Source organism: Arthrobacter sp. TMN-49 (genome assembly GCF_054511095.1).
Genome location: NZ_JBTNDH010000033.1, coordinates 16421 through 41974, shown reverse-complemented (window position 1 = coordinate 41974; position 25554 = coordinate 16421). Strand labels below are relative to the sequence as shown.

Annotated in this window: 21 protein-coding genes; 9 read left to right on the top strand and 12 right to left on the bottom strand. The window is 64.5% G+C overall.

What is annotated here, in order from left to right:
* Positions 1 to 202: 202 nt before the first annotated feature.
* Positions 203 to 997, bottom strand: coding sequence for a hypothetical protein (locus tag ACX80E_RS14045; protein WP_459302632.1), 795 nt, complete (start codon positions 995 to 997; stop codon positions 203 to 205).
* Between the two features lie 69 nt (positions 998 to 1066).
* On the opposite strand from ACX80E_RS14045, the gene ACX80E_RS14040 reads away from it, so the two are divergent.
* Positions 1067 to 1576, top strand: coding sequence for a prepilin peptidase (locus ACX80E_RS14040; protein ID WP_459302631.1), 510 nt, complete (start codon positions 1067 to 1069; stop codon positions 1574 to 1576).
* Here the strand turns inward: ACX80E_RS14040 and ACX80E_RS14035 are convergent.
* A complete protein-coding gene (locus ACX80E_RS14035) occupies positions 1573 to 2235 on the bottom strand; it encodes a response regulator (protein ID WP_459302630.1) in 663 nt (220 codons plus the stop codon). The genes ACX80E_RS14040 and ACX80E_RS14035 overlap by 4 nt on opposite strands.
* Positions 2232 to 4001: a sensor histidine kinase gene (locus ACX80E_RS14030; RefSeq protein WP_459302629.1), complete on the bottom strand. Its 1770-nt coding sequence runs from the start codon at positions 3999 to 4001 to the stop codon at positions 2232 to 2234. Before ACX80E_RS14030 ends, ACX80E_RS14035 begins: the two co-directional genes overlap by 4 nt.
* A 168-nt stretch (positions 4002 to 4169) precedes the next feature.
* Between ACX80E_RS14030 and ACX80E_RS14025 the strand changes: the two genes are divergently transcribed.
* Positions 4170 to 5639 (top strand): CitMHS family transporter, encoded by a 1470-nt coding sequence (locus ACX80E_RS14025; protein ID WP_459302628.1) that lies wholly within the window; start codon positions 4170 to 4172, stop codon positions 5637 to 5639.
* A 94-nt stretch (positions 5640 to 5733) separates the two neighbouring features.
* Positions 5734 to 6204: an NUDIX hydrolase gene (locus ACX80E_RS14020; RefSeq protein ID WP_459302627.1), complete on the top strand. Its 471-nt coding sequence runs from the start codon at positions 5734 to 5736 to the stop codon at positions 6202 to 6204.
* Positions 6205 to 6677: 473 nt separating this feature from the next.
* Here the strand turns inward: ACX80E_RS14020 and ACX80E_RS14015 are convergent, their stop codons facing one another.
* The 3 genes from ACX80E_RS14015 to ACX80E_RS14005 all read right to left on the bottom strand — a co-directional run bounded on the left by ACX80E_RS14015 (position 6678) and on the right by ACX80E_RS14005 (position 9542).
* Positions 6678 to 8108: a class II fumarate hydratase gene (locus tag ACX80E_RS14015; RefSeq protein ID WP_459302626.1), complete on the bottom strand. Its 1431-nt coding sequence runs from the start codon at positions 8106 to 8108 to the stop codon at positions 6678 to 6680.
* A 139-nt stretch (positions 8109 to 8247) separates the two neighbouring features.
* Positions 8248 to 8904, bottom strand: coding sequence for a carbonic anhydrase (locus ACX80E_RS14010; protein WP_459302625.1), 657 nt, complete (start codon positions 8902 to 8904; stop codon positions 8248 to 8250).
* Positions 8901 to 9542, bottom strand: a complete 642-nt coding sequence (locus ACX80E_RS14005; RefSeq protein ID WP_459302624.1) for a DUF4245 domain-containing protein — start codon at positions 9540 to 9542, stop codon at positions 8901 to 8903. The genes ACX80E_RS14010 and ACX80E_RS14005 overlap by 4 nt, the downstream gene beginning before the upstream one ends.
* 176 nt (positions 9543 to 9718) lie before the next feature.
* Between ACX80E_RS14005 and glpX the strand changes: the two genes are divergently transcribed.
* Entirely contained in the window at positions 9719 to 10756 is a 1038-nt protein-coding gene (glpX, locus tag ACX80E_RS14000) for a class II fructose-bisphosphatase (RefSeq protein ID WP_459302623.1), read from the top strand.
* Between the two features lie 41 nt (positions 10757 to 10797).
* Positions 10798 to 11802: a lipid II:glycine glycyltransferase FemX gene (locus ACX80E_RS13995; RefSeq protein WP_459302622.1), complete on the top strand. Its 1005-nt coding sequence runs from the start codon at positions 10798 to 10800 to the stop codon at positions 11800 to 11802.
* Positions 11803 to 11883: 81 nt separating this feature from the next.
* On the opposite strand, the gene ACX80E_RS13990 is transcribed toward ACX80E_RS13995, so the two are convergent.
* The 5 genes from ACX80E_RS13990 to ACX80E_RS13970 all read right to left on the bottom strand — a co-directional run bounded on the left by ACX80E_RS13990 (position 11884) and on the right by ACX80E_RS13970 (position 17802).
* Positions 11884 to 12876, bottom strand: a complete 993-nt coding sequence (locus ACX80E_RS13990; protein WP_459302621.1) for an endonuclease domain-containing protein — start codon at positions 12874 to 12876, stop codon at positions 11884 to 11886.
* 209 nt (positions 12877 to 13085) lie between these two features.
* On the bottom strand, positions 13086 to 14336 hold the full coding sequence (gene manA / locus ACX80E_RS13985; RefSeq protein ID WP_459302620.1) for a mannose-6-phosphate isomerase, class I: 1251 nt from the start codon (positions 14334 to 14336) through the stop codon (positions 13086 to 13088).
* 80 nt (positions 14337 to 14416) lie between these two features.
* The gene (locus ACX80E_RS13980; RefSeq protein ID WP_459302619.1) at positions 14417 to 16036 is read right to left on the bottom strand and encodes an LCP family protein; all 1620 of its coding nucleotides are present in this window, start codon (positions 16034 to 16036) and stop codon (positions 14417 to 14419) included.
* Entirely contained in the window at positions 16033 to 16638 is a 606-nt protein-coding gene (purE, locus tag ACX80E_RS13975; RefSeq protein WP_459302618.1) for a 5-(carboxyamino)imidazole ribonucleotide mutase, read from the bottom strand. Before purE ends, ACX80E_RS13980 begins: the two co-directional genes overlap by 4 nt.
* 9 nt (positions 16639 to 16647) lie before the next feature.
* Entirely contained in the window at positions 16648 to 17802 is a 1155-nt protein-coding gene (locus ACX80E_RS13970; RefSeq protein WP_459302617.1) for a 5-(carboxyamino)imidazole ribonucleotide synthase, read from the bottom strand.
* Between the two features lie 205 nt (positions 17803 to 18007).
* Here ACX80E_RS13970 and ACX80E_RS13965 point away from each other — a divergent pair, with 205 nt between their 5' ends.
* Complete coding sequence (locus tag ACX80E_RS13965) at positions 18008 to 18526, top strand: GtrA family protein (protein ID WP_459302616.1); 519 nt, start codon at positions 18008 to 18010, stop codon at positions 18524 to 18526.
* Here ACX80E_RS13965 and ACX80E_RS13960 read toward each other — a convergent pair.
* Positions 18523 to 19308, bottom strand: coding sequence for a TIGR03089 family protein (locus ACX80E_RS13960; protein WP_459302615.1), 786 nt, complete (start codon positions 19306 to 19308; stop codon positions 18523 to 18525). The two genes, ACX80E_RS13965 and ACX80E_RS13960, sit on opposite strands and share 4 nt — an antisense overlap.
* A gap of 377 nt (positions 19309 to 19685) precedes the next feature.
* On the opposite strand from ACX80E_RS13960, the gene ACX80E_RS13955 reads away from it, so the two are divergent.
* From ACX80E_RS13955 to ACX80E_RS13945, 3 genes are read left to right on the top strand one after another with little or no spacing between them, the layout of a single operon-like run.
* Positions 19686 to 20207, top strand: coding sequence for a WhiB family transcriptional regulator (locus ACX80E_RS13955; RefSeq protein ID WP_459302614.1), 522 nt, complete (start codon positions 19686 to 19688; stop codon positions 20205 to 20207).
* Positions 20207 to 23602 carry a glycosyltransferase gene (locus ACX80E_RS13950; RefSeq protein WP_459302633.1) on the top strand — a complete coding sequence of 1132 codons (3396 nt, stop codon included), beginning with the start codon at positions 20207 to 20209 and terminating at the stop codon, positions 23600 to 23602. The genes ACX80E_RS13955 and ACX80E_RS13950 overlap by 1 nt, the downstream gene beginning before the upstream one ends.
* Positions 23595 to 25352, top strand: coding sequence for a DUF5719 family protein (locus ACX80E_RS13945; protein WP_459302613.1), 1758 nt, complete (start codon positions 23595 to 23597; stop codon positions 25350 to 25352). The genes ACX80E_RS13950 and ACX80E_RS13945 overlap by 8 nt, the downstream gene beginning before the upstream one ends.
* Positions 25353 to 25554: the final 202 nt, after the last annotated feature.

The following is a 25554-nucleotide window of genomic DNA, read 5'->3' as shown; positions in this document are numbered from 1 at the left end:
GTCTTCCGGTGATGACATTTTCTCTAAAAAAGCTTCATTAATTGATGAAGACTCCATCGGTATCGCAACTCCAAAAGGTATGGAGTGTTGCAACGATCCCTGTAACTCGCCGAAAGGACCGGAAAGGGCTTTCCGCGGGGAAATCGGTCCAACAACTGCCACACAGATATTAGGCGGGGCGGGGGAGCCCTTCCGGTGGTGCTTAGGCGTTGGGGCCCAGATCCCAGGGGATGTGTGCCCGCACATCCGTCAGCCCCATGCTGATCTCCTCGAAAAGGTCATCGAGCATGTACTCGTCAATGCCAAGGAGCACCATCCAATGCCCGGCCCCGGCTGTGTCACCATCCAACGACTGGGAGGCGACACAAATCCCGGTCTCCAGATCAATGCGGACGGCGGTACGACCCGGAAACAGCAGCGGCGCGTCGGCAAAGGTGGGGTGGTAGGAGGCGTTGGGGCTCAGCACCGCCTCAATCGCCGGTCGGCCCTGATGGCTGACCTGGGCAATGTCGCTGATCTCCGCCACATTGGCGAAGGGTGCCTCCAGGGGGACCGGGCGATCCCCGGCCAACTCCACCGGGTCCAGCGCCGCCGAAAACCGGCCCGAGCCATAGGCCGGCTCACCATAGAGGGCCTCGGGACGCCGCACCACAAAACCATTGCCGTCCCGCACCGGGTTCACCAGTGGCGGCGGCAACAGCCACGGCTTGCGGTTCCCGCTGATAAATAACGAATCCCTGGATTCGTTGATCCTGGTGGTGCTGGCCAGCAGCGTCCCCGCCAAGGTTTCCACCCGCAAGGCGCCCGGGCGCCGCACCCAACACTGCAGCGCCGGCGCCGTGTCCTGGCTGCCCTTGCCGCCGGCAGACTCCGGCGGGCCACCCACGCCGTCGGCGGGAAATTTTCTGTGCAACTCAAAACGCACGCTTTGCCAACGCCACGGAGACGACCGGCAAATATGTCGGAACGTATCGGCGGTAAATGCTGAGTCAGTCATGTCCACAGCATAGCCCCGGGCCCACAAAAATTTGCCCCGCAGATCCCGTCCATGGCGTAGCATCACGCTATGGTGACTCGGCTGGCGTTCCTGTGGGAAGCACACCTTGTGGCGTTCCTGGCCGTCCTGGCTGCCTGCCTGTTTCTGGTGTGGCTTGCCGTGGTGCTGAGCGTCATCGACATCCGCACCCACACACTGCCCAACCGGTATGTGCTGCCGGCGTACCCTGTGGCGGCAGTCCTCCTCATGGGCGCAGCAGTGGTGGCGGGGACGCCGCAGGTGGTGGTGGGAGTTGCGGGGGGAGCGTTGGCCATGGGTGCCGTGTACTGGCTGCTATGGGCGCTCTACCCGGCCGGAATGGGCTTCGGGGATGTGAAACTGGCGGGACTGTTGGGCATTTTTCTGGGTTTTCTTGGCTTCGAGCATGTGGTCCTGGGCCTGGCCGCCGGGTTCGTCGTCGGCGGTTTATGGGGTGTGGCGTTGATCCTGAGCCGCCGCGGCACGGCCAAATCGGCGATTCCCTTCGGCCCGGCCATGCTGGCCGGGGCGCTGGCCACCATGGCCTTAATTCCCGGCTAGTGGGTGGCCGCACTGTAGCGGTGTTCGGGCCGGCCGGTGGCGCCGTAGCGCAACGAGATGACCACTGCGCCGTCGTCAGCCAGGGCAGACAAATACCGCTGGGCCGTGGTGCGGGAAATGCCCACAGCCTTGGCCACGTCGGCGGTGGACTGGTCCCCACCGTGGGCCAGGGCGCTGAGCACCGCCACCTCGGTTGCCGAGCCAGCCCTGGGACCCGTGGCCGCGACGGCAGGGTGCAGCGCCTGCCAGGCGGTTTCGAGCTTGTCCTGTGACAGGGTGCCCGTTTCAGCCAGCAGGCGCCGGTACCTGATGTACCCGCGCAGCCGGGACTCCAACAGCTGGGCGGAAAATGGTTTGATCAGGTACGCCAGGGCGCCGTGGCGCAGGGCCTGGCGGATGGTGTGGGGGTCGGACGCTGCGCTGAGCATCATGGCATCAGCGTCGATGCGCCGGAGCAGTTCCAGTCCTGAGGCGTCGGGCAGGTAGACGTCCAGCAGGACCAGATCCGGTGCGTGGGCGTGGATTGCCTTCAGCGCCTGGGCGGCAGTGGGTGCCGGCGGCAAGGCCGTAAAGCCGGGCACGGCGTCGACAAAGCCCGCGTGCAACCGCCCCACATGAAAGTCGTCCTCAACGATCAGGACGGTGAAATCGTAGCTCACGGGGTCTCCTCTGGGACTTGCACGTTTTCTGCGGGCACGGCGTCTGCGGGCACTGCCGCAACGACGCCGGGCAGGCGGGCGCAAAACACTGCGCCGTGGGTGGTGGGGGAGCCAGCGTCGGCGACCCAGACGTCGCCGCCGCGGCGGCGGGCCATATGCCGGATCAAGGCAAGCCCCACGCCGTGACCGGCGATCGGGTCGGCACCGCCGGGTTCCGCGGCAGCGGTTGAAAAACCGGCGGCAAAGACCAGCTCGCTGGCATCGGCGTTGGAAGAACCGGAGGTTGGTAGGCCCTCCCCGGAATCAGCCACCACCAGGTGCAGGGTGGCCCCGCCAGCTGAAAAGTCATCCAAGAGTTCCACCTCAACCCACTTCGGGTCGTCTGCGCCGGACACGGCAGCCAAGATGGCGTTGTCCAGAAGATTGCCCAGAATGGCAGTCACGTCCTGGGGGTCGGTGATGCAACCGCGCATCAAGGTGTCAGCGCCAATCCGCAATTCCACGCCCCGCTCCTGGGCTTCGATGCTTTTGGCGCCGATGAAGGCCTCCAGATAGGGATCGCCCAGCATGCCAAGGTCCCTGGCCGGGTACCGCAGCGGGCCGTTGCTCATAATGGCACCAACGTAGTCGCGGGCCTCGGCCGCCCGCTCAAGGTCCAGCAGCCCGGCCACCGTGTGTAGGCGGTTGGCAAACTCGTGCCGTTGCGCTCGCAGGGCGGTGCCGAGGGCGTTGACGGCATCCAATTGGCGGGTCAGAGCCTGCACCTCGGTCCTGTCACGGACCATGATGACCTTGCCCAGGGTCCGTGCGTCGTCGCCGTCGAGCTTGACGGGGCGGGCCGACACAATGACCACCCGGTCGCCGGCAGCATGCTCTGACGGGCCATATTCGCCCCCGGCTGCGGCTTCCAGGAGAAATGGTGGCAGTCCGCTCCCGCTCAACGCGATGCCGCCAAAGTCGGAGTCGGAGTCTGGGGCCAGCAGCCGCCGCGCCCCCTCATTGAACACTGTGATGGTGCCGTTTTCGGAAATGCCGATGACTCCTTCGTCAACGCCGCGCAGCACCGCCTCCTGGTCTTGTGCCAGACCGGCGATTTCCTCCGGCTCCAGGCCCAGGGTGAGGCGCCGCAGTCGGGTCCCCATCATGGTGGACGCCAGCGCTCCAAGTGCCAGGGACATAGCCGCCGTGAGCGCCAGGGGAAGAATGTTGGGCCCCAGGCTGGCGGCGACGTCGTCGCTGGAGATACCCACGCTGACCTCACCCACCACGTCGGTTTCCCCGCCGGGGGCGTACACCGGAACCTTGGCCCGGGCGGAGTGCCCCAGCGTGCCGGACTGCTGTGAAGTCTCTTCCCCGCCGCCCAGGGCCACCGAGGGGTCGGTGGAAACTTGCTGACCCAGCAGGGCCGGGTTGGGGTGCGCCAGACGGAGCCCGGTGTCATCGGTGATGACCACAAAAAAGGCCCCCGTCCGCTCCCTGGCGGACTCCGCGCCGAGTTGGAGTGGCCCGTTGGCAAGGCTCGCGGGGGTCAAGGTCGACGCCGGTGCAGTGGCGAGGGCTGCGGTTTCGCGGCGCACATCCTCCCCGGATGCCACGGCCCGGGCCACGGCCAGTGCGCGCGCCTCGGCCTGATCGCCCAGCCGCTGGTAGGTCAGGGCGGCAAAGGTGCCTGCGGTGATGAGCACCACGGCAAACACCACGCCCAGTTGCAGGAGCAGAACGCGAGTGGAGAAGCGCAGCCTGGGCGCGGGGCGTACCTGCTTCAACGAATTCTCCTTCAGGGATGGGACTCACGGCAAGTGTGGGCTTAATGGGCTAAACGTGTTCAATGGGCACTAGTTGGGGCAAGCGAACTTAACCACCATGTGTGATGCAGACCACTCTATTCTCTATAAAGCGGGTCACAAATGCGGCCTTTGTACAAAGGAGTTCAAATGCTGGTAATCCTTGGATTTGCCATGATAGCGGTGTTCATGGCATTGATCATGACTAAGAAATTGACGCCCGTGGTGGCCCTGATAGTTGTCCCCACCATCTTCGGCCTGTTCGCCGGAGCCGGCCTGGGCCTGGGCGACATGGTCATGGACTCCATGAAAAGCCTAACGTCCACGGCCGCCTTGTTGATGTTCGCCATTGTCTACTTCGGCATGATGATCGACGTCGGCCTGTTCGACCCCCTGGTCAAGCTGATCCTGCGGACCCTGGGTAACGACCCTGCCAAGGTGGTGCTGGGCACGGCCGTGCTGGCGGCAGTTGTTTCCCTTGACGGCGACGGCTCCACCACGTTCATCATCACCACGGCGGCCATGCTGCCCATCTACCTGCGCCTGGGCATGAGCCCTGTGGTGTTGACCTGCGTGGCCGGCCTGGCCAATGGAACTATGAACATCCTGCCCTGGGGTGGCCCCACGGCACGCGCCGCCGCAGCGCTGAAGGTTTCCCCCAGCGAAGTGTTCGTCCCCATGATCCCGTCGCTGATTGCCGGCATGATTGTGATCTTCCTTTTCGCCTGGCACCTGGGCCTGCGCGAACGCCGACGTCTGGTCCTGGCCGGTCGTGTGTGGTCCGGCAATTCCAAGCTCGACGGCGGCACCCCCTCGGGCGGGACCCCCGCCACTGTGCCGGCTGGCAAGGGATCAACCGGCACAGTGCGCACGGTGGAAAAGCCCCGCTCCGCGGCGCAGGCCCGCTTTGATGAGCAGGTGCTTGCCGTGGCCAACCAAGATGCACAGGCCGTCAACACCTCCCTGGCCGACTCCCAGCTGGACCCCAACCGCAGCACCCTGCGGCCCAAGCTGTTCTGGTTCAACTTGGCCCTGACAGTGACGCTCATGGTGGTGCTGGTCATGGACATCCTGCCGCTGCCGTACGTGTTCATGGTGGGCTCAGCCGTGGCCCTTGTGGTCAACTTCCCCCGGGTCAAAGACCAGGCGAGCGCACTCGTCTCCCACGCCGGCAGCATCGTGGCCGTGGTGTCCATGGTGATGGCTGCCGCCGTGCTGACCGGCGTGCTCAGCGGCACCGGCATGGTCGATGCCATGGCCGCCTGGCTGGTCAGTGTCATCCCCACCTCCATGGGCCCGTACATGGCAGTCATCACCGGGCTGTTGAGCATTCCCATGACATTCTTCATGAGCAACGACGCCTTTTACTTCGGCGTGCTGCCCGTGCTCAGTGAAACGGCCGCGCACTTCGGTGTTGACCCCGCGGCCATGGCCCGGGCCTCCATCACCGGCCAGCCCGTCCACATGCAGAGCCCCCTGGTGCCCGCCATCCTGCTGCTGGTTTCACTCTCCCGCGTTGACCTGGGCGACCACCACAAGAAGGTCCTGTGGCGCGCACTGGTGGTGTCCGTGGTGATGCTGGCCGTGGCCATCGGCATCGGCGTCATCCCCTTCGGCTGACGCTCGCACCGTGGTGCGCCACACCGCAGGGCCCGGCCCGGACTGCCGTGGATCTTCCGGCCCGGGCCTGTTTTCTTGGGGCTAGGCTGGGCCCATGGGATCACCGGAATTCATTGTCAAGATGCGGGAAAAGATTGGCCACGACCCGTTGTGGCTGCCGGGCGTGTGCGGTGTGGTGTTCGACGCCGAGCACCGGGTGCTGCTGGGCGAACGCTCCGACATTGGCGGCTGGGCGCTGATCACGGGCATCCTGGAGCCGGGGGAGGAACCCGGGCCCGGCATGGTGCGCGAAATCTTTGAGGAAACGGCAGTTGTTGCCAGTATTGAGCATCTCTTAGGCATCACAGTCGTCGGGCCGGTGACGTTCCCCAACGCCGACGTGTGCGACTTCCTCAACATTGAATTCATCTGCCGCTACGAAAGTGGCACGGCTCGTGTCAATGACGACGAATCGCTCGCCGTCGCCTGGTTTTCCGTAGACGAGCTGCCGCCGTTGCGCCCCCACCATCTGGCCTGCATTCAGCGGGCTCTGGCGTTCGACGGCGAATCCTACTTCCAGCGCTGACATCAAGGTGCAACCGCTCGTGGGGAGAAGGGACGGCGATCGCGCAAAAAGCCGGTGGTGGAGCGCCGGCTTTAGGCGCGAGCGCCGTCCTTTCCCCGCCAGCCGCCGGAGCCGCCAAAGCGTTGGCCGAAGGTGCTCGGCTGCCAGATTCTGTCCATTGCGGTTCCCCCTTAGTTCGCGCGGCTCACTCAGAGCGGGGGACTGCTGGGGGGGCCGTGACGGACGTTCGATGCTGGTCTACCGGGGGCGAATGTCCGCAACGGCCCCCGCAGCTCCTAAGGAGGGTCCGAAGCGACAGCGGATGACCACTTCGGCCCCCGGTGAGCAACAACTATTACGCAAATAGAACTTGCAGGTACCTCCGGCGCGGCGAAGCCGCCCACCAGCTGACCCGCAGTAGCGGTCGAAAAACACCGCGAATTCGCGATTTCTCGGCCACTACTGCGGGTTAGTTGGAAAAGCTCGCGCGGGGGCTACTGCGGGGCGCGGGTCATGGCGAGCACGTCAAGACCCTTGTCCAGCTGTTCGATGGTGATTTCGCCGCGGTCAACGAAGCCCAGTTCCAGCACTGCTTCGCGGATGGTGAGGCCATTCTTGACCGCGTGCTTGGCGATCTTGGAGCCGTTCTCGTAGCCGATGTACTTGTTCAACGGGGTCACGATGGACGGGGACGCCTCAGCCAGGAAACGGGCGCGCTCCACATTGGCGGTGAGGCCATCGATCATCTTGTCGGCCATGACACGGCTGGTGTTGGTCAGCAGGCGGATGGACTGCAACAGGTTCGAGGCCATGACCGGGATGCCAACGTTCAGCTCAAACGCGCCGTTCGTGGAGGACAACGCAATGGTGGTGTCATTGCCGATGACCTGCGCGGCAACCATGATGGCGGCCTCGGAGATGACGGGGTTGACCTTGCCGGGCATGATCGAGGAGCCGGGCTGCAGATCCGGGATGGCAATTTCGCCAAGGCCCGTGTTGGGGCCCGAACCCAGCCAGCGGAGATCGTTGTTGATCTTCATGATCGAGTAGGCGATGTTGCGCAGCTGCCCGGAGGCCTCAATGAGACCGTCACGGTTGGCCTGGGCCTCGAAGTGGTTGCGGGCCTCGGTCAACGGCAAGCCGGTGTCCTGGGCCAGCAGGGCGATCACGCGCTGCGGGAAACCGGCGGGGGTGTTGATGCCGGTGCCGACGGCCGTGCCGCCGAGGGGGACCTCCGCGACGCGGGGGAGTGAGGACTCCACACGCTCAATGCCGTAGCGGATCTGCGCTGCGTAGCCGCCAAATTCCTGGCCTAGGGTCACGGGGGTGGCATCCATCAAGTGGGTGCGGCCGGACTTGACCACTGTGGCGAATTCGGCTTCCTTGCGCTCCAGGGACTCGGCCAGGTACGCGAGCGCCGGAATGAGGTTGTTGATCAGGGCCGAGGTGGCGGCCACGTGAACGGAGGTGGGGAACACGTCGTTGGAGGACTGTGAGGCGTTGACGTGGTCGTTCGGGTGAACTGTCTTGTCGGACCCTGCAGCCCGCAAGGCTGTGTTGGCCAGGTTCGCCAGCACCTCGTTCATGTTCATGTTGGAGGAGGTGCCCGAACCTGTCTGGAACACATCGATCGGGAAGTCGCCGTCGAAGCTGCCCCCAGCCACCAGGTCGGCAGCTTTTTCAATGGCGCGGGCCAAATCGGCATCCAAAACACCCAACTCGGCGTTGGTCGTGGCGGCAGCCTTCTTGATGCGGGCCAGGGCTGCGATGTGGGCTGACTCCAGTGTCATGCCCGAAATCGGGAAGTTCTCCACAGCGCGTTGGGTCTGTGCGCTGTACAGGGCGTTGGCCGGGACCCGGACCTCGCCCATGGTGTCATGTTCAATACGGAATTCTTGTGCGTGAGCCGCGGCAGTATCAGTCATGCTTTCTACCCTATCGCCGCCGCGCCCCGAGCTAAAAACCGTGCCCCGTCGCGCCGCCCCTTTCTTGCTTACCAAAGCAGCTGCACAGCCGGCCCGACGGCGGGAGTTGCCTCACGCCGTCGGGCCGTCCCAGAGGTGTCTAGCTGATGGAGCCGTTGCTGTACACGAGGTCAGCGCTGCCGTCAGTGAGCCGGTACGTCAGGCCCACCACAGCCGTGCGCTGGCGGGCGACAGCGGTGGCGATGATGGGGGAGTTCTCCACCAGGCGGGCGGCCGTCTGGCGAACATGCTCCTCAATCATGTCGCTGACATCGCTGTCTTTATTCTTGCGCAGGGACGTCAGCACTGACGGGGTGATGCGCTCCACCAGGTCGCGAATGAACCCGGCGGGCATCTTGCCCGTGGCGACGGCCGTCTTGGTGGCCGTCACGGCGCCGCAGCTGTCGTGGCCCAGGACCACAATGAGCGGCACCTCAAGGTACTCCACGCTGTATTCGAGGGAACCCAGCACGGTGTTGTCAATGACGTGACCGGCCGTGCGGACCACAAAGGCGTCGCCCAAACCCAAATCAAAAATGATCTCGGCGGCCAGGCGCGAATCCGAACAGCCAAAGATCACGGCAAACGGGTGCTGGGTGGACAGCAAGGAGGCCCGGCGTGCGGCGTCCTGGTTCGGATGGGAGGAACTGCCGGCCACAAAACGGGCGTTGCCCGCCGCCAACCGCTCATACGCCTCCGCAGGGGTGTGGGGGTGGGGGTCAATGGGGCTGGTGGTCTCGTGGTCTTCACCGCTCATGAGGTGCTGCCCTTCGTCGATGACATGCTGGGTGCGTTGCTGGGGTTCGGCGCCGGGGCGGCCTCCAAGAGTTTACCTGCGGCGCCGGCCAGCACGTCGAACTCCCTGAAGTCTGCCGCACCGGTCAACACGATGGTGGTTGTGCCGCTCACCAGGACCAGGCTGCGGTCCCCTTGAGGGTTATCCCGCAGCTCCCACACCTTCCCGGCAATGGTGCGGCTTCCCGTCACTGGGGCGTTCTTGGCCTGTTCGGAGGTCCAGGTCGGGTTTGCGGTGATCGACTGGCGCAACGCGATGAACGTGTTACTTGATGTGACGTAACCGACGTCCCAGAATGAGACCCCGTCGGCGCCCGGCGGATTCCAGCGCGCATAGTTGGCGTACCAGCCATCCGGCAGGGCCGGGGCCACCGGGGTGAACCCCGCGGTGTCGGCGGCGTGACTGGCAACGGCCGCAACATCAATGGGTGTTCGGTACGTCTCGGCCTTTTGCTGCGGGTTAAGCCAAACAATGGTGACAACAATTGCCACGGTGGAGAACATGGCCAAGAGCATGCCAATGACGGAGGCGTTGGCGCGTTTTGCTGCTCCGGCGGCAATGACTGGCTTCACGGGAGGGGTAGGGCTGGAATCACTCACGTGACCATCTTCCCAGAAAACAGCCGTGAAAAATCACCGCAGGTCATGACGTGGGCCACATCACTACAGCCCCGACGGCTGCTTCGCTTATGATGGCTACCGTAGGCAATATCTTGCAGCTGTGCGCACCGTCGCGCACACAAAATCTGCGCCTACCTGAACAACGGGGTTTCTACGTGGCTGGAAAAGCATCACAATCGGATTATTCGCAGTTGTCCCGATCTCTCGCCGTGGGCGATGACGAACCGGACCGGAATCTGGCCCTGGAACTGGTGCGCGTCACCGAAGCAGCGGCCATTGCCGGCGGCCACTGGGTTGGTTTCGGTGAAAAAAACCTCGCCGACGGTGCCGCCGTGGACGCCATGCGTTCCCTGCTTTCAACGGTGCATTTCAACGGTGTTGTTGTGATTGGTGAGGGCGAAAAAGATGAAGCCCCCATGCTGTACAACGGTGAAGTGGTGGGCGACGGCTCCGGCCCCGAATGTGACGTAGCTGTTGACCCGATTGACGGCACCCGCCTGACAGCCATGGGCATCAACAACGCCATTGCCGTGCTGGCTGTGGCCGAGCGCGGCACCATGTTTGACCCCTCGGCCGTGTTCTACATGGAAAAACTTGTCACCGGCCCCGAGGCCGCGGACATGGTGGATCTGCGCCTGCCCGTCAAGCAAAACCTGCACCTGATCGCCAAGGCCAAGGGTGTGAAAGTCAACCAGCTCACGGTCATGGTGCTGGACCGTGACCGCCACCAGCCCCTGATCCAGGAAATCCGCGACGCCGGCGCCCGCACCAAGATCATCCTCGACGGCGACGTGGCCGGCGCCATTGCGGCCGTCCGCACGGGCACGGGCGTTGACGCGCTCATGGGCATCGGCGGCACCCCCGAAGGCATCGTCGCAGCCTGCGCCATCAAGACCCTGGGCGGCGTCATCCAGGGCCGGCTCTGGCCCACGGACGACGACGAGAAGCAGAAGGCGCTCGACGCCGGACACGACCTGGACCGTGTCCTGTCCACCAACGACCTCGTCACCAGCGACAACTGCTACTTTGCCGCGACGGGCATCACCGACGGTGACTTGCTGCGCGGGGTCCGCTACGACAAGGGCCGCGTCTTGACCCAGTCGATCGTGATGCGCTCCAAGTCAGGCACCGTCCGCTTCGTTGACGGCGAGCACCAAGCCGCCAAATGGGAGACGTACGCCCGCCGCAGCTAGCCGAAGCCGGCTGGGCCGTCGGCTGCCGGTAGGGTTGAGACATGACTTTGACTGTTGTACCGTGCCGTGTCCGTGACGAGTGGGATGCCGCTGTTGATTCCCAGCAGGGGCACCCCATGCAGTTGTGGGGGTGGGGTGAAACCAAGGCCGCCCACAACTGGCGGGTGGATCGGGTGCTGGTGCTCGAGGATGGCGAGCTCGTGGGCTCCGCGCAAATCCTGCTGCGCTCCCTGCCGGTGCCGTTTCGCTCACTGGCGTATCTCGCCAGGGGACCACAGGCGGCGGCCGGGCGCGAGATGGAGGTGCTGGACGCCGTCGGACGCTATGTGAAGGCAACCCACAAGTCGGTGGCCTTGAGCATTGAGCCTGATTGGGATGCCGACTCCGTTGCCGTGGCGTCGCTGCCGGCGTCGGGCTGGGCGCGCAGTGCCACCACCATTTTGATTCCGCGCACGCTTATTTTGGACCTGACCGGCAGCGAGGATGAGCTGCTGGCCGCCATGTCCAAAAAGACCCGCCAGTACATTCGCAAGTCCAGCCGCGAGGCCTTGGAGTACCGGGCGGTGACAGCGGCCGAGCTGCCGCAGTGCATGGCCGTGTACAAGGAAACGGCTGAGCGGGCCGAATTTGGCATCCACCAGGACGCCTACTACAGCGACATTCTCACGAACCTGGGGTCGGCGTCGCCTCTCTATGGGGCGTTCGACGGCGACAAGCTCGTGGCGTTCCTGTGGCTCGCCGCCAGCGGCTCCACAGCGTTTGAACTGTACGGCGGCATGACGGAAACCGGCAGCGCGCTCCGGGCGAACTTCTCCTTGAAGTGGCTGGCCATCCAGGAGATGAAGGCGCGCGGGATCACGCGTTACGATTTCAACGGTTTGCTCAATGACGGCGTCTCCAAGTTCAAATTCGGTTTCGCCGACCACGAGAACATGTTGGCCGGCACGTGGGATTTGGGCCTGTCACCCTTGTACCCGCTGTTCGCCAAGGCGCTCCCCGTGGCCCGCACGTCCTTGAAGAAGGCCCGCGGCATCCTTAAGCGCTAATCCCGCCCCGTCACTGGACAGATAATGCCGCTTTGATCTTTCAAAGCGGCATTATCTGTCCAGTCAGCGGTGAATGGGCCATCAACCGAAGTCCTTGCGGGTGTTCAGCAGCCCTTTAAGCGACCGGCCGGCGAGATTCTGTGGATCCGGCCAGCCTCCGAGTTTGAGTGCGCGGGCAATTTTGGTGACCACGACCAGTTCACCGGCCCGGATGTCGTCGTTGTTGATCAATACCTGATGCCATCCCTGCGCCCTGGTGATGAAGTCCCTGTCATGGTCCTTGGCGTGCTGCGCCGGGGTGAAGTGGTGCTTGCCATCATATTCAGCGCAGGTTTTGTACTCTTTGCACGCCAGATCCGGTCCAACCAGTCCCTTGCCTGCAGCATTTATGATCTCAACATTGTGTTCAAAAGTGGGCAACGGAGAACGCCCGATCATCAGCCGCAATGCCGATTCCCTGGCCGAATCCGAACCGACCCGGACCAGTTCCATGGCGGCACGGAGCTTCCGCATTCCCCTGTGGCCTGGACGCTCGGCGAGGTAAGCATTCAGCTCATCGAGCGGAACCGTCGGATAGACGTGGGGGCCAAAAGTGCGATGGTGCTCGCATACCAGCTGGTCCGCGATGGCTACCAGCTCCTCGACCGTGAGAAGCGGGGCAATGTCCAACAGGGTCCGCTGCGCCGTGGTTACTCTGACACCCGAGTAAATGACAACGTCCCGCGGGCCCAGCTCCAGTTCCCGCCCGTGGACGCCTTTCCTTCGAGGTCTTCCCTCGCCCATCGGCCGGGCCACATCAAATAGTGTTTGCTCCCCAAATCTCCATGGGAGATAGAATCCGTGGATTCTCGCAGCCGTGAGATGGCTGATGACTCCGTTGGGAGTCACCTCGGTCAGCGTCCGGCAGTTGTCCAGCAATTCGAAAGTCGTTGCCCGGGGCACCCTGATGCCGCGGCTGGGCGTCCAAAGGTCAATGGCGCGTGTCCGGCGACGCGTCACGCCGCGCCGCAGGGCCGATTCCAGAGTGAAGGGAACCCTGGCAATGGATATCGGTAGGGGAGCTGCGCGTCTCATGCTTCCATTAGTGCAGAACCCCGACTCCTCCCTGACGGAAATGTGCCATTTTCAGCAAATCTGTGGACAAGGCACAGTGCTATCCACAGCTACAGGCACACGACGGGGCCCATCTTCTCCTCACTGGACAGATAATGCCGCTTTGATTTCTCAAAGCGGCATTAGCTGACCAGTGAGCGCCGGAATCGCGTGGGCGGCCCGGCGAGGGTCTACCCGGCCACGGTGACAGCAAAAACCACTGCCGGGGACTGTGACGTCTCGGAGCCTTCCAGATGCGGGTGGACCATGACGGGGTTCTCGGCGGCCGGGACAAACACTGACCCGCCGCGGCGCAGCACCATGTCCCCGCGGGGCGAATCCAACAGCACTGACCCGGACACGGCGAGCACCAGCAAGGGACCGTTTTGGCGCAACGGGATGGGCTCGGCACCGACTGAAATCTCCACCCGCTGCAGGGAAAACTCGGTAAAGGGCGGTTCCCAGACGTGTTGGCCCAGCTCCGTGACCCGGGTGGGGACAACAGGCACTCCGCTGGGGGTGAAATCGACTGTTTCCAACAGCTCGGGCACGTCAATGTGCTTACCCGTCAACCCGCCGCGCAGCACGTTGTCCGAGGACGCCATGACTTCAAGGCCGAGCCCGGACAAGTACGCATGGATGTTCCCGGCGGGCAGGTAGATGGCATCACCTGGCACCAGGGACACCCTGTTGAGCAGCAAGGAGACCAGGACGCCGGAGTCGCCAGGGTATTGCCGGGCCAGGTCAACCACTGTGCCCAACGCGGCGGGCAGCTCGACGGAGGTGGCGGCCAGCGCGTCGGCGGACAGCCCCACCAACTCCGTGGTTGCCGTGCCACCGTTGATCAGTGCCTCAAAGGCGCGGCGAATCACCACGGGCGCAGCCATGCGCGAGTTCAACGTCATCTCCACCTGCTGCAGCAGCGCCGGGACCGTGGCACCTGTTGCAGCAATGGCCGTTCCCACGGCACGAAACAATTCCGCGGCTTCGGCACAGGGCCGGAAGCCACAGAGCGCCTCAAAGTTGGAGAGCGCAAGGATCATCTCCGGTTTGTGGTTCTCGTCCTTGTAGTTCCGGTGTGCAGCGTCTCGCGGGATGCCGGCGGCCTCTTCCTGGGCAAAGCGCGCACGGGCACGCGCCAGGGTGGGGTGCACCTGCAGGGACAGGGCCTTGTCGGCGGCCAGCAGCTTCGCCAGAAACGGCAGTTTGGCCCCAAAGGTGGCGTGGACGTCGGCACCCAACGTGGCCAGCGGGTGCTCAGCGATCAGCCGGTCTAGGGCCACAGGGCCCTCCGGAGTGGCGGCGAGCGAGGGTGAATCCGGGTGGGCGCCCAGCCACAGCTCGGCCTCGGGCCCGCCACTTGGTGCACAGCCCAGGAGCTCTGCGATGGCAGTGGTTGAGCCCCAGGGGTAGTCGCGGGTGACGTTGGTGAGTGCAAACATAAGGTGTTTCTCCTGGTCCAAGTCAAACGTACGATCGATGGCAAGTCGCTGTGAAAAAGGCACCAACCCGGGCTTCGGGCCTAGCCCGGGGAACAGGTCCCGTTGTTGGCCAGCAGGGTGAACAGTGCCGCCTCGTCATTGTTGATGGCGAGCTGCTGCAAGTACTCCTCGGTGACTTCAGGTGTTGTGGCGGGCGCCTGAGGCGCCGCCTCGGGTGCCGCTGGTGCCTCGGGCGCCGGGGCCGCCGGAGCCGCCGGAGCCGCCGGATCTGCCGGCGAGGCCGGGGCCTTTTCCGTCTTGGGCTTGGGCTTGGTGGTGGGCGCTGGCGGGTTCAATGTCGTCTGCACGCGCTTGTGGATAAGGTCAAAGTCCGGGTACGTGGAGAAATCTGTCGGGAAGTCCGGCGGGCCAATCGTCAAACGGGCCAGTGGATGTTCCTTGGATTTCAAGGCCAGCGAGACGAAGCTGCCCAACTGCCCGGCCGGAATATCGGATTCGATGACCTTGGCGCCGGCATCTGCGATGGCGTTGAACTTGGTGAGAACCGTGGCAGGATCCATCTGGGCCAGCATGGCGGCCTGGATGCACTGTTGGCGTTGGCTGCGATTGTACTCGGGCACCCACTGGCGTGAGCGGGCGTACCAGAGAGCGTGGTAGCCGTCGAGCTTGTGCACACCGGGGGCAATCCAGCCGGTCGGTGGCAGGTGCTCGCCGGTGCCGTTGACGTCGTCGCCGCTGATGGGAACCCAGCCGCCGGCCTTGACCGAAACCCCGCCCAGGGCGTCGATGAGCTTGGAGAACCCTGCCATGTCGATCAAGACGTAGCCCTGGACTTTCAGGCCCAAGGTCCCGCCGGCAGCATCCATCATGGCCGCAGCACCCGGATCCGGGGCGTCGGGATAAAGCTCGGGATGCTTGTTGGTCACATCCGTGTACAGGAAGTTAATGATGCACTCATCGCCGCAGTTGTAGCCCTCGGGGTAGACGCCCCACAGCGGGGAATCGGGGGAGAACTGGGCGTTTTGCAGGTTGCGCGGGATGCTGATGGTGGCGGCCTGGCCGGTTTTAGCGTCGACGCTGACAACAATGATGGAGTCCGGACGCCGGCCCGCGCGGTCTTCGCCGGCGTCGCCGCCCATGACTAGGAAGTTGTAGCGGCCATCGACCGGGACCATGTCGGGCCCGCCCTGGAAGATGCTGGTGATGGCGTTGCGGCCGGAATTGATCAAAAACGCGCCGTAGGCCAGCGACCCGCTGGTCAGCACCATGAGCACCACCAGAGCGCAGCTGACAAGACCACGCATGCCCGGCGCCAGCATGGACGGGCGAATAATTTTCAGAGTATTGAGGAAAACAACTGCCCAGCCCACAGCAACCGCCACCAGTACCACAATGATCAGCAGTGAGGTGACAGGGTTCGTGAACAGGTTCAGTAACGTTTCGCGCTGCACCACGGCAAGGACGACGACGGCAATCACCAAGGCCCAGAGCGTGAAAGTACAGCGCAGCGCAATACGGCCAAAACGCTTGTTGCCGGCCACGAGTTGGGCCGCGCCAGGCACGAAGAGTGACAGCATCAGCAAAAACCAGGCCCGTTTTGAGCGCGCAGGTGCTGACGCCGATTCCGGGTAGCGGACGGGGTTGGTCAACACCGGCGGGCGGTTAGAGGCACGGGACATCTTGGGGCTGCTGAAACTCATGCGGTCGCGTTCACACCTTCCGTGCCGGCGGCGGTGCCCGTGGCGGCTCCGGGTCTAACCGCCAGGGGGTACGTGGCGCCGGCTTTTTCACGCAGCGCAGCACCCTTGGCCGAGGCCTGGTCGTTGAGGTCCTGGGCGAAAATGGCCAGCTTCGCCGCCAACTCCGCGGCAAGTTCGTCGGTGGCGGAGGCCAGCATCCGCACGGCAAGCAACCCTGCATTGCGGGCGCCGCCAATGGAGACAGTGGCCACGGGCACCCCGGCGGGCATTTGCACAATGGACAGCAGGGAGTCCATGCCATCAAGAGTCTTCAACGGCACGGGGACACCGACCACCGGCAGGGTGGTGACCGAGGCCAGCATGCCCGGCAGGTGGGCTGCGCCGCCGGCCCCGGCAATGATGACCCGGATGCCGCGGGCTGCCGCGTTTTGGCCGTAGGCGATCATTTCGGTGGGCATGCGGTGCGCCGAGACAACGTCAGTTTCGAAGGGGATACCGAATTCGCTCAGGGCTGCGGCCGCCAGTTCCATGACGGGCCAGTCGGAATCTGATCCCATGACAAGGCCCACCAGGGGCTGCCGGGGTGTGGAATGTTCGCTCATAATGATTCCCTATGCTCCGTCACGGATGATGTTTGCCACGGTGGTGGCGCGGGCGCGGACAGCTGCGACGTCGTCGCCCGCGGAGCCGATCACATTCACGTGACCAATCTTGCGGCCCGGACGCACCGATTTGCCGTAGCTGTGCACCTTGACAGTGGGTTCGGCAGCCAGCGCCGCACCATAGGCACTGTACAGGTCGGTATTGGTGCCGCCCAGAAAATTTTTCATGACAACAATGTCGCCAAGGGCTGCTGTGTCACCCAGCGGCAGGTCCAGCACGGCACGCAGATGCTGTTCGAACTGGCCGGTCACGGCGCCGTCCATGGTCCAGTGCCCGGTGTTGTGCGGGCGCATGGCCAGCTCGTTGATGAGGTAGCCCGGCGCGCGGCCAGGGGTTTCAAAAAGTTCCGCGGCCATGACGCCTGTGACACCCAGTTCACCGGCGATGAGCAGTGCTGCGGCCTGGGCTCGTGCAGCCACCTCGGCCGGAATTAGGGGTGCGGGGGCGATGACCTCATCACACACACCGTCCACCTGGATGGACTCGGCCACCGGCCAGGCCCGGGCCTCACCGGAGGGGGTGCGGGCAACCAGGGCCGAGAGTTCACGGGAGAATGCCACCATCTCCTCCACCAGCAGTGGGCTCATGGCCTCAAACCAGTCCGTGGCGGAGGTGGCGTCGGCGGCGGAGCGCAGCACCTTCACGCCCTTGCCGTCGTAGCCGCCGCGCGGCATTTTGAGGACAACGGGCCAGCCGTGCGTGTCGCCAAAGGCAACAATGTCGGCAACGCCGGAAACGGCAGCCCACGCAGGATTGGGCAACCCCAGACGCTCGATGGCCGCACGCATGACCAGCTTGTCTTGGGCGTTGAGCAAGGCGTCGGGGCGTGGCTGTGCGTTCACGCCCTCGGCTATGAGCGTTTGCAGGTGCTCGCTGGGGACGTGTTCGTGGTCAAAGGTGAGCACGTCAACGCCGCGGGCAAATGTGCGCAGCGTGTCCAGGTCGGTGTAGTCCCCCACGGGCGCCGTTGCCACAACGGGTACGGCACACACGTCCGGGGATTCAGCCAGCACACGTAATTCAAAACCAAGGGCCACGGCGGCAGGGGCCATCATGCGGGCCAGCTGCCCGCCGCCCACAACACCGATTACAGGAAAAGTCACAGTCCCCAGCGTACCGAAAATCTGCCCGGTTCCTTGCTTTTGGGCCACGGTGCGCGGCTGGGATGGTGCAAAGTCACAGCTTTTTAGGGCCCACAGTGGTCACTGACAAGCCGCAGCGCAGACGCGAGGAGCCGATTGGCTTAGAATTCAACTAATGGCTCTTAGCGTGTTCCACCCGTTTTGGCCCCTAACCCAACGGAGGACCATGTACAAAACACTGACTGATCGCATCACCGGCCTGGTGGGCCTCCTCTGGCGTGAGGTGGCCAAATTCGGCGTTGTGGGTGGCATTGCCTTCGTCATCGACACGGCCATTTACCTGTGGCTGCTCGCCGGCAGCATGGGCGGGCACCCCACCCGGGCCAAGATCATCTCAGCCGTGGTGGCCACAGTGTTCTCCTGGGTTGCCAACAGGTACTGGACGTTCCGCCACCGCCGCCAAGCGAACGTGCTGCGCGAAGCGACCATGTTCATCATCATGAACGGGATTGGGCTGGGCATTGCCGCGGCCTGCGTATACATCTCCCACTGGGTGTTGGGCTATGAGACGGCCGTGGCGGACTTTGTTGCCGGCTCCGTGGTGGGCCTGGTCTTGGGCACCATCTTCCGGTTCTTCGCCTACAGGTATTGGGTCTTCACCGAGGAACTGGATCAGGAACCCGGATTCGACCACGACCACGAGCTGATCGAGACAGAACACAAACACGAATTGCCCAAGCTCTAACCCAGGGTGATGTTTTCGGTGCTGCGCAGATGGGCAGTGGCCGCCACGCTGTCGTCCAGTAGAACGACCGAACCGCCGGCCGCCCAAATTGTCAGGGCCGCAGGTACGACGGCGTCCCAACCGTCGCGCACGTGCAGCAGCACCCGCTGTGGCCCAGATGGTAGCTGCTGCGCCGTGCCGGCGATCATGATTTCTCCCTGGCCGCCCTGCCCCAGCAACCCGGCATAGCTGACGGTCAGTGACTCGTGCGCCCAGGCAACGTCGCTCGGGGCAGGGGCAAGATCGGCAAAAAACACGTCCGCGTGCGCGCGCACATCGCCGGAGTAGTCCAAGGTGGCCGGGGGCAGCTCGCCTAGCCACCGCATCTGCAGGGCCGGTAGCGCCACAGCCACCAGCAGGGGTGCCGGCGCAACCCCCGCCAGTCGATCCAAGGCGGCAGCAGGGTTCGCCGTTGCCACAATGTTCGGACCATCGGCTGCCTGACCGTCCGGACCATCGGCTGCCTGACCGGTAACGGCTGTGGCACCCACAGCCCACGTGGCCAAGAGCCACACCAGCGACCGCCAGTGCAGCGGCAGGTCCACGGCGACGACTGTGCCGGGTTCGGCGTCGAGCTCGTCAACGAGGTAGTTGGCCGTTTTGGCTACCCAATTTTCCAGCACCCGGCCGGAGAATTCCACCCGCTCGGAATCGGGCCCGTACCAAGACAACCGCGGGGATGTGGCACGGTGGCTGCGGAACGCGGCGAGAAGATCTGCGGGGGTGCTGGGCGTGGTGTTCATAGTGTCCCATCTTCGCACTTTCCGGGCAACAGAAAACTCCGGTGAGTGGAGTCAGCGTCATATGGAACGTGACGTGCGTTACATAAGGGTTCGGGTATATGTAGCCCGTGCCATAAAAAAACGCCACGACGGCGCGGAATCAATGGATTTAGGCGATTCAAGGGCGTAAATGCGCGGGTGTATTGGTATGAAATTGCCGGGCGTGGCGTGCGGGATATTCGTTGCCTGTAGTGGTTATCATCCTGTTCCGCTTGACGTGAGGGACTTACATGGATGTAATTAGAGCCACGAGCAGCTGACAAGGGCACCGAAAACCGCATGCCGCGGTGACAGGGATTCTCTCAGCAGTACTTACCGCAACATTCAGGAGGACGATTATGGGGCAAGCACAACTGAGTGTGGCAAATATCAAAGACGACTCCGTGGCGGCTCAGGCTGCGGACACGTATCACTCACGTGGGGTGCCCACTGATTGGTATGTGGATCCGGCAGATCCTGATGCGGCTGCATTTCATGAGCGCAAGAACCGCCAGGCCCTAGAAGATGCGGCCACGGCGTTCTTGACCGAACATGAGCAAGACGAGTCGGCGGTTTCGCATCAGGGACCCGTCGCCGGCGGTGACGCCGTGGCTGTGTGGATTGGACTACGGCCCTCGAAGGAGGACTTTAGTGACGAAGGTGAACTAGGCTGGCAGACTGATGCACTCTGTGCCCAGACTGATCCGGAAGCGTTCTTCCCCGAAAAGGGTGGCTCCACCCGGGACGCCAAAAAAGTGTGTGGCGCCTGCAATGTAAAAGCAAAGTGTTTGGAATACGCTCTAGCCAACGATGAGCGGTTTGGAATCTGGGGCGGCCTGTCCGAGCGTGAACGCCGGCGGCTGCGGAAGCGAGCAGTCTAATTCTTGAAGCAGTAAAAGTTACGGCCGTTCTGGTTGCCCACAACGGCGGTGCCTATCTCCCCGCAGTTTTGGCCGCCTTGGCCGCACAGACACGTCCGGCAGAGGAAATACTGGCCGCCGACTCGGGCTCCAGCGACAATTCGGGGGAGTTGCTGCGCAAGGAGCTCGGTGAGCGCAACGTCATCTCCCTCGATGCGCGCAGGGGCTACGGTGCTGCCGTCAACGCTGTCCTTGAGCAGCAGAGCCGGGCCCGCTCGGGCGGGCGGGTCACCGCCGTGAACAATTCCGCGGCACCCGCAGCTGGCGCCGTCGCCGTCCTGACGGAGGAGCCCGCGGCCCGCCACGAATGGATTTGGCTGCTCCAAGACGACGCCGCCCCGGCCCCCGACGCCCTCCAATTGCTCTTGGAAGCCACCGAGCGGGCCACCAGCGCCACAGTGGTGGGTTGCAAACAGCTTGATTGGGATAACCACAGGCGCTTGGTGGATGTTGGGCTCCAGGCCAGCCGCTGGTTTGATCGGTTCTCCATGATGGATCTGGATGAACACGACCAGGGCCAATACGATCACTTCACCGATGTGTTTGCTGTCAACACCGCAGGCATGCTGGTGCGGCGGGACGTGTTTGAAAAACTGGGCGGCTTCGACCCCGCACTGCCCGGTCCGGGCGACGACTTGGACTTTTGTGCCCGGGTGCGTTTGGCCGGGGACAGGGTCCTTGTGGTTCCGCAGGCCCGCATGTTCCACGTGGTGAACAGGCCCAACGGCATGGGCTCGGCAGCAGCCGCCCGCAAGGCCGGAATCTTTTTGCGGCTCAAGCATGCCCCGGCTTGGGCCGTGCCCGTGCTGGCCGTGGGCAGCTTTTTTGCCGCCCTCTATTGGTTGATGGCCGGTTTCGTGCTCAAAGCCCCGGGGCATGCGGTGCGCATATTCGTGGCAACCTGCGCCGGGCTCCTGCGGCCGGCGGCGTTGCGGCGCAGCAGGGCAGCGTTGGCGGCGCACAGAAACAAGCCACGCTCCGTGCACAAGGCGTTGATGGTGGAGGACAGGGCTGCGCGCGCCCATCTGAAGTTGCTGCGCGAAGCAGTGGCCCCGGAGGAAGCGTCGGCCCCTGCGGAGATGATCGGGCCTTCGCTGTTGGAGCCAACAGGTGAGACCCACCAGTCCACTGTGACGCCGCTTGCGCTCAGTAAAACAGCGCCCGTTGTTAGCGCCGTGGCGTTGGTTGCCGTGCTGGCGTTGTTGTCACTGGTCACGCTTTCACGTTTCCTTGGCGCCCCAGCCTTGAGCGGTGGCGCCCTGTTGCCCGTCTCGGCGCAGCTGGCCCAGGTGTGGCAGCACGCCACGGACTGGTGGGTGTCCCTCGGATCCGGGATGCCTGGCCGCGGCAACCCGTTTAACGTTGTTCTGGCCCTGCTCGGTACCCCCGGCGGCAACGCCTCAGTCTCGGTGCTGTGGCTGGTGCTGCTGGCCCTTCCGCTCTCCGGCTTGACCGCCTGGTTGGCGGCCGGTGCCTTGACACTGCACCGCTGGCCCCGCATTGTGGCTGGGCTGGCGTGGGCAGGCGCCCCCGTCTTGCTGGTGGCCATGGGCCAGGGCCGGCTAGGCGCCCTGGTGGCCCATGTGCTGCTTCCGCTGGTCATGTTGGGCTTGATCCGGGCCGTTGGCGCCGCCGTGAGCCCCGTGGTGAAACCGGACCCCGCACATGGCGGGCTGGAAGAATTGGCCGCCGGGAAGCCGCTGACGAAGTTGGGCCGGCCAGGTGTTGACGGCAACTCGTCTTGGACTGCCGCAGCCGCGGCCGGTCTGGTGCTGGCCGTTGTGACAGCAGCCTCACCGACCCTGTTCCCGGTAGCCGTGGTGGGTATTTTGAGCACAGCTGCACTGCTGAGGCGTCGCGGAAAAACCATCTGGTGGGCGTTGGTGCCCTCGGCAGCCGTGTACCTTCCCTTCGTATGGTCGGCATGGGGGAACCCCCGGGCGCTGCTGGCCGATCCCGGACTGCCCGTCCCCTCCACCCCGGGGCCCCTGTGGCAGCAACTGCTAGGTTTCCCCGAACAGCTGGTGGCCTCCGAGGGTGCGTTGGGGATTGCCGGCTTGAACGCCCCGTGGTGGCTCTGGGCGGCGGTGTTCGTCATTGGAGTCCCCGTAGTCGCCGCAGCCTTGGCGGCCCTAGTGCTGCCCTTGCGCCGCGGTGCCCTGGTCCGCGCCCTGTGGCTGGTGGCCTTGCTGGCGTTGGCCGCTTCCTACGGGGCCAAGATGATTGCTGTGGCGTTCGACGGCGACACTCTCGTGACGCCGTTCACCGGCGCCGCCGTCTCGCTCGCCTTTTTTGCCCTGCTTGGCGCGGCCATCCTGTGCTTCGATGCCGTGTACAGCCGGGCCTATGACGTGGCTCCTCGCGGACGCCCCCAGGGCGCCCGGATCATGGCAGCAGTCCTGTCGGTGACGCTGGTGGCCGCCCCGGTGGCAAGCCTTGCCCTGTGGGTTGCCCAGCAGACCTCGGAGCAACCCGCCAGGGCCGCCCTGACTGGGCCATTTCTGCCCCAGGCTGCCAGTACGGGCATTATTCCCGCCACAGCCGCCGACCGTGGCACCGGGCCCGAAGCCAGCCGCACAATAGTTTTGGCCGTGCAGCCCGGCGGCCGCGTGCAGGCAACCCTGATGCAAGGCGCCGGCACCACTCTTGACGCCCTGTCCAGCATTGCTGTTGCGGCACGCGTCAGCGGTGCGCCGGGGCAGGAAACCGTGAAGGACGCGGACCCGGCAACAGTGGCCCTTCAAGACAGTGTCGCCGCCATCTTGGCCAAGACAGGCATTGACCCGCGCCCCGGGTTGGTGGAATTGGGGGTCGGTTTTGTGGTGCTGCGCCAAGGTGACACCGCCGCGGAACTGCTGGCCGGGGAACTCGACGCCGTCCCGGGCCTTGCCACCGTGGGCCCCACAGATTCGGGCTGGTTGTGGCGGGTCAAGCCCAACTACGCCACGCCGGGTCTCAGCGATGTGGTGAACCGGGTCCGCCTCGTTGACGCGAAGGACAAGGCGCTGGCTCCTGTTCCCTCGGAAGGGCAGAACGTCAAGGCCGCCATACCGGCCGGTCAGGGTGATCGCCGTGTGGTCATGGCTGAAAAGTTTGACCCGGGCTGGCAGGCATGGCTGGACGGCAAGGCGTTGCCGAGCGTCAGCTCTGACTGGGCGCAGGCCTTTGAGGTTCCCGCAGCCGCCGGCACCTTGGAAATCCGTTATGTACACCCCCTCGGCGGCATCATGAGCCTGCTGCAGCTGGTCCTGCTGGGCTTGACTGTGCTGCTGGCACTTCCTGTGAAGGCACGCCGCGGCCGCACAGGGGCCTACAGGGATGAAGCGTCATTGCAAAAGGTTGGTAGAAGTGCCTGAATCAAGTGAAAACAAACCCGTGGACAAGCTGACAGCCGGCGAAACCGGCGACGCACCGAAGCCCGGGAAACGCTCCCGTCGCGCCGGTAAGCCGACGCGCCCGGACAAGGCTGATGCGGCAAAGGCGCCGGTCAAGGCGCCGGCCAAGGCGCCGGCCAAGACGCCGGCCAAGAAAAGGGCGCCACGCCGCTGGCCGGTGGTGCTGGCCGGGACCGCCACCGTGGCCTTGGCTGTGGGTGCTATTGGTGCAGGCACACTGTTTCCCGGCGTCAATGCCACGGCGGAATCCACACCGAGCCCGCACGCCTTGCCGGTGGGGGACACCCTGGCGAATTGTCAGGGCCCCACCCAGCTGTTGGCGGGCTCCGCCGCCGGGGCGGATCCGCAGTTTTCGGCCAATTCCTCCGCGACCAAGTCACTGCTGAACGCAGTGGTCTTAAGCAACTCCGGCGGTGACTTGCCGGGCACGGTGGTCCAGGCCTTGGATACCAAATTTTCCTCCCTGCTCACCATCGCAGCGGCGTCTGCTAACGCACCGGCCACGGACCTCGCCGCCTCGCCCAAGGCCCGTGCGGCAGTGGTGCGCGGGGATGCTGTGGGCGGCTCCTCCGTGCTGCGTTCCAAACCCTTTGGCCAGGAGCGGTCCACGGCGTCGGCCTCCGTGGTGGTTGAAGCCAACGACGGCGACCTTGCCGGCCTGGCGGCGGCAACATGTCAAAGCCCGGCCAATGAACTGTGGCTCTCCGGTGCCAGCACGAGTGTTGGCCGCACAGCGGTGCTGATGGTTGCCAACTCCTCGCCAAGCCCGGCCACCCTCTCACTGGATCTGTTTGGCAGCACGGGGCCCATCAACGCACCGGGCGCAAAAGGACTGGTGGTTGGCCCGGGCGGCGTGCGTTCGGTGGTCCTCTCCGGTTTGGCCCCCGACCAGGAACTGTTAAGTGTGCACCTCAAGAGCGCCGGTGGCGCTGTCAGTGCCGTCATCCAACAATCGGTGCTGCGCGGACTCACCCCCGGCGGGGTTGACTACCTGGCTCCTGTTCAGGCGCCGGCACCCTCGGCCACCATTGCCGGTGTGCGGGTCCAGGCACCGGAGGTCGCCGCGAAGATTTCGGCGCAAAACTCCTATGCTGACGCGTCCACCGAGTTGGCCGTGACGGTTCCCGGGGTCGCCGACTCCGTGGTGGAGGTCAAAGCTTTTGGCGAGTCGGGGCAGGTGGCACTGCCCAACGGTGGTGTATTCACCGCGCCAGCTGGCAAGGTCAGTTCGTTGTCGCTGGCAGGCTTGCCGGAGGGCAACTATTCGCTCAGCGTGAGTGCCGACGCCTCGGTGACGGCTGCTGTCCGGCTGGTGAATTCAACAAAACCCGGGGAAGCTGTGGATATGGCGGTGGCCCCCTCCACGGAGCGGCTTGGCGACAACCATCTACTCACGGTGCCCGCCGGTGTACGCTCCAGCTTGGTATTTGCCGCGCCGCAGGGTGCCGCGACTGTGCAGTTGGTGCCCATCTCGATCAAGGGCGTCGTAGGCAAGGCAAAGACAGTGGAATTGAAGGGCGGAAGTACCTCTGTTGTGGTGCCGGGCGCGTTGTTCGGTACTGACATGGCGGCGCTTATTGTGTCGGCGTCGGGTGCACCCGCCTACGGCAGCCACTTGTTGGCCAAGGACAGCACAGCCGGCATTGCGGTGCTGCCGATCCCCAGGACCAGTGCGGCAAGCAACTCGATCAATCTCACCACGGGGTACTAGGCCCCACGCCCTCCCTAGCGCAGCCGCTGGCGCGTCTGTGCTTGGGCCCTCGGGCGCGTGGGCCCACCCACTGCTCCCACCACTCGCAAGCTCGCGGCGGGTCCCTCGCAGTTGTGGGCCCACCCACGCCCTCCCAAGCGCAGCCGCTGGCGCGTCTGTGCTTGGGGCCCTGGGGCCCTCGGGCGCGTGGGCCCACCCACCG

What these genes read in the sequence shown, in the direction of transcription:
- ACX80E_RS13980 (WP_459302619.1), bottom strand. Translation starts at nt 16,036, where the DNA reads ATGAGTTTCAGCAGCCCCAAGATGTCCCGTGCCTCTAACCGCCCGCCG.
- ACX80E_RS14015 (WP_459302626.1), bottom strand. Translation starts at nt 8,108, where the DNA reads ATGACTGATACTGCCGCGGCTCACGCACAAGAATTCCGTATTGAACAT.
- purE (WP_459302618.1), bottom strand. Translation starts at nt 16,638, where the DNA reads ATGAGCGAACATTCCACACCCCGGCAGCCCCTGGTGGGCCTTGTCATG.
- ACX80E_RS13960 (WP_459302615.1), bottom strand. Translation starts at nt 19,308, where the DNA reads ATGAACACCACGCCCAGCACCCCCGCAGATCTTCTCGCCGCGTTCCGC.
- ACX80E_RS13965 (WP_459302616.1), top strand. Translation starts at nt 18,008, where the DNA reads ATGTACAAAACACTGACTGATCGCATCACCGGCCTGGTGGGCCTCCTC.
- ACX80E_RS14025 (WP_459302628.1), top strand. Translation starts at nt 4,170, where the DNA reads ATGCTGGTAATCCTTGGATTTGCCATGATAGCGGTGTTCATGGCATTG.
- ACX80E_RS13955 (WP_459302614.1), top strand. Translation starts at nt 19,686, where the DNA reads ATGGGGCAAGCACAACTGAGTGTGGCAAATATCAAAGACGACTCCGTG.
- ACX80E_RS13990 (WP_459302621.1), bottom strand. Translation starts at nt 12,876, where the DNA reads ATGAGACGCGCAGCTCCCCTACCGATATCCATTGCCAGGGTTCCCTTC.
- ACX80E_RS14045 (WP_459302632.1), bottom strand. Translation starts at nt 997, where the DNA reads ATGACTGACTCAGCATTTACCGCCGATACGTTCCGACATATTTGCCGG.
- ACX80E_RS14010 (WP_459302625.1), bottom strand. Translation starts at nt 8,904, where the DNA reads ATGAGCGGTGAAGACCACGAGACCACCAGCCCCATTGACCCCCACCCC.
- ACX80E_RS14020 (WP_459302627.1), top strand. Translation starts at nt 5,734, where the DNA reads ATGGGATCACCGGAATTCATTGTCAAGATGCGGGAAAAGATTGGCCAC.
- ACX80E_RS14040 (WP_459302631.1), top strand. Translation starts at nt 1,067, where the DNA reads ATGGTGACTCGGCTGGCGTTCCTGTGGGAAGCACACCTTGTGGCGTTC.
- manA (WP_459302620.1), bottom strand. Translation starts at nt 14,336, where the DNA reads ATGTTTGCACTCACCAACGTCACCCGCGACTACCCCTGGGGCTCAACC.
- ACX80E_RS13995 (WP_459302622.1), top strand. Translation starts at nt 10,798, where the DNA reads ATGACTTTGACTGTTGTACCGTGCCGTGTCCGTGACGAGTGGGATGCC.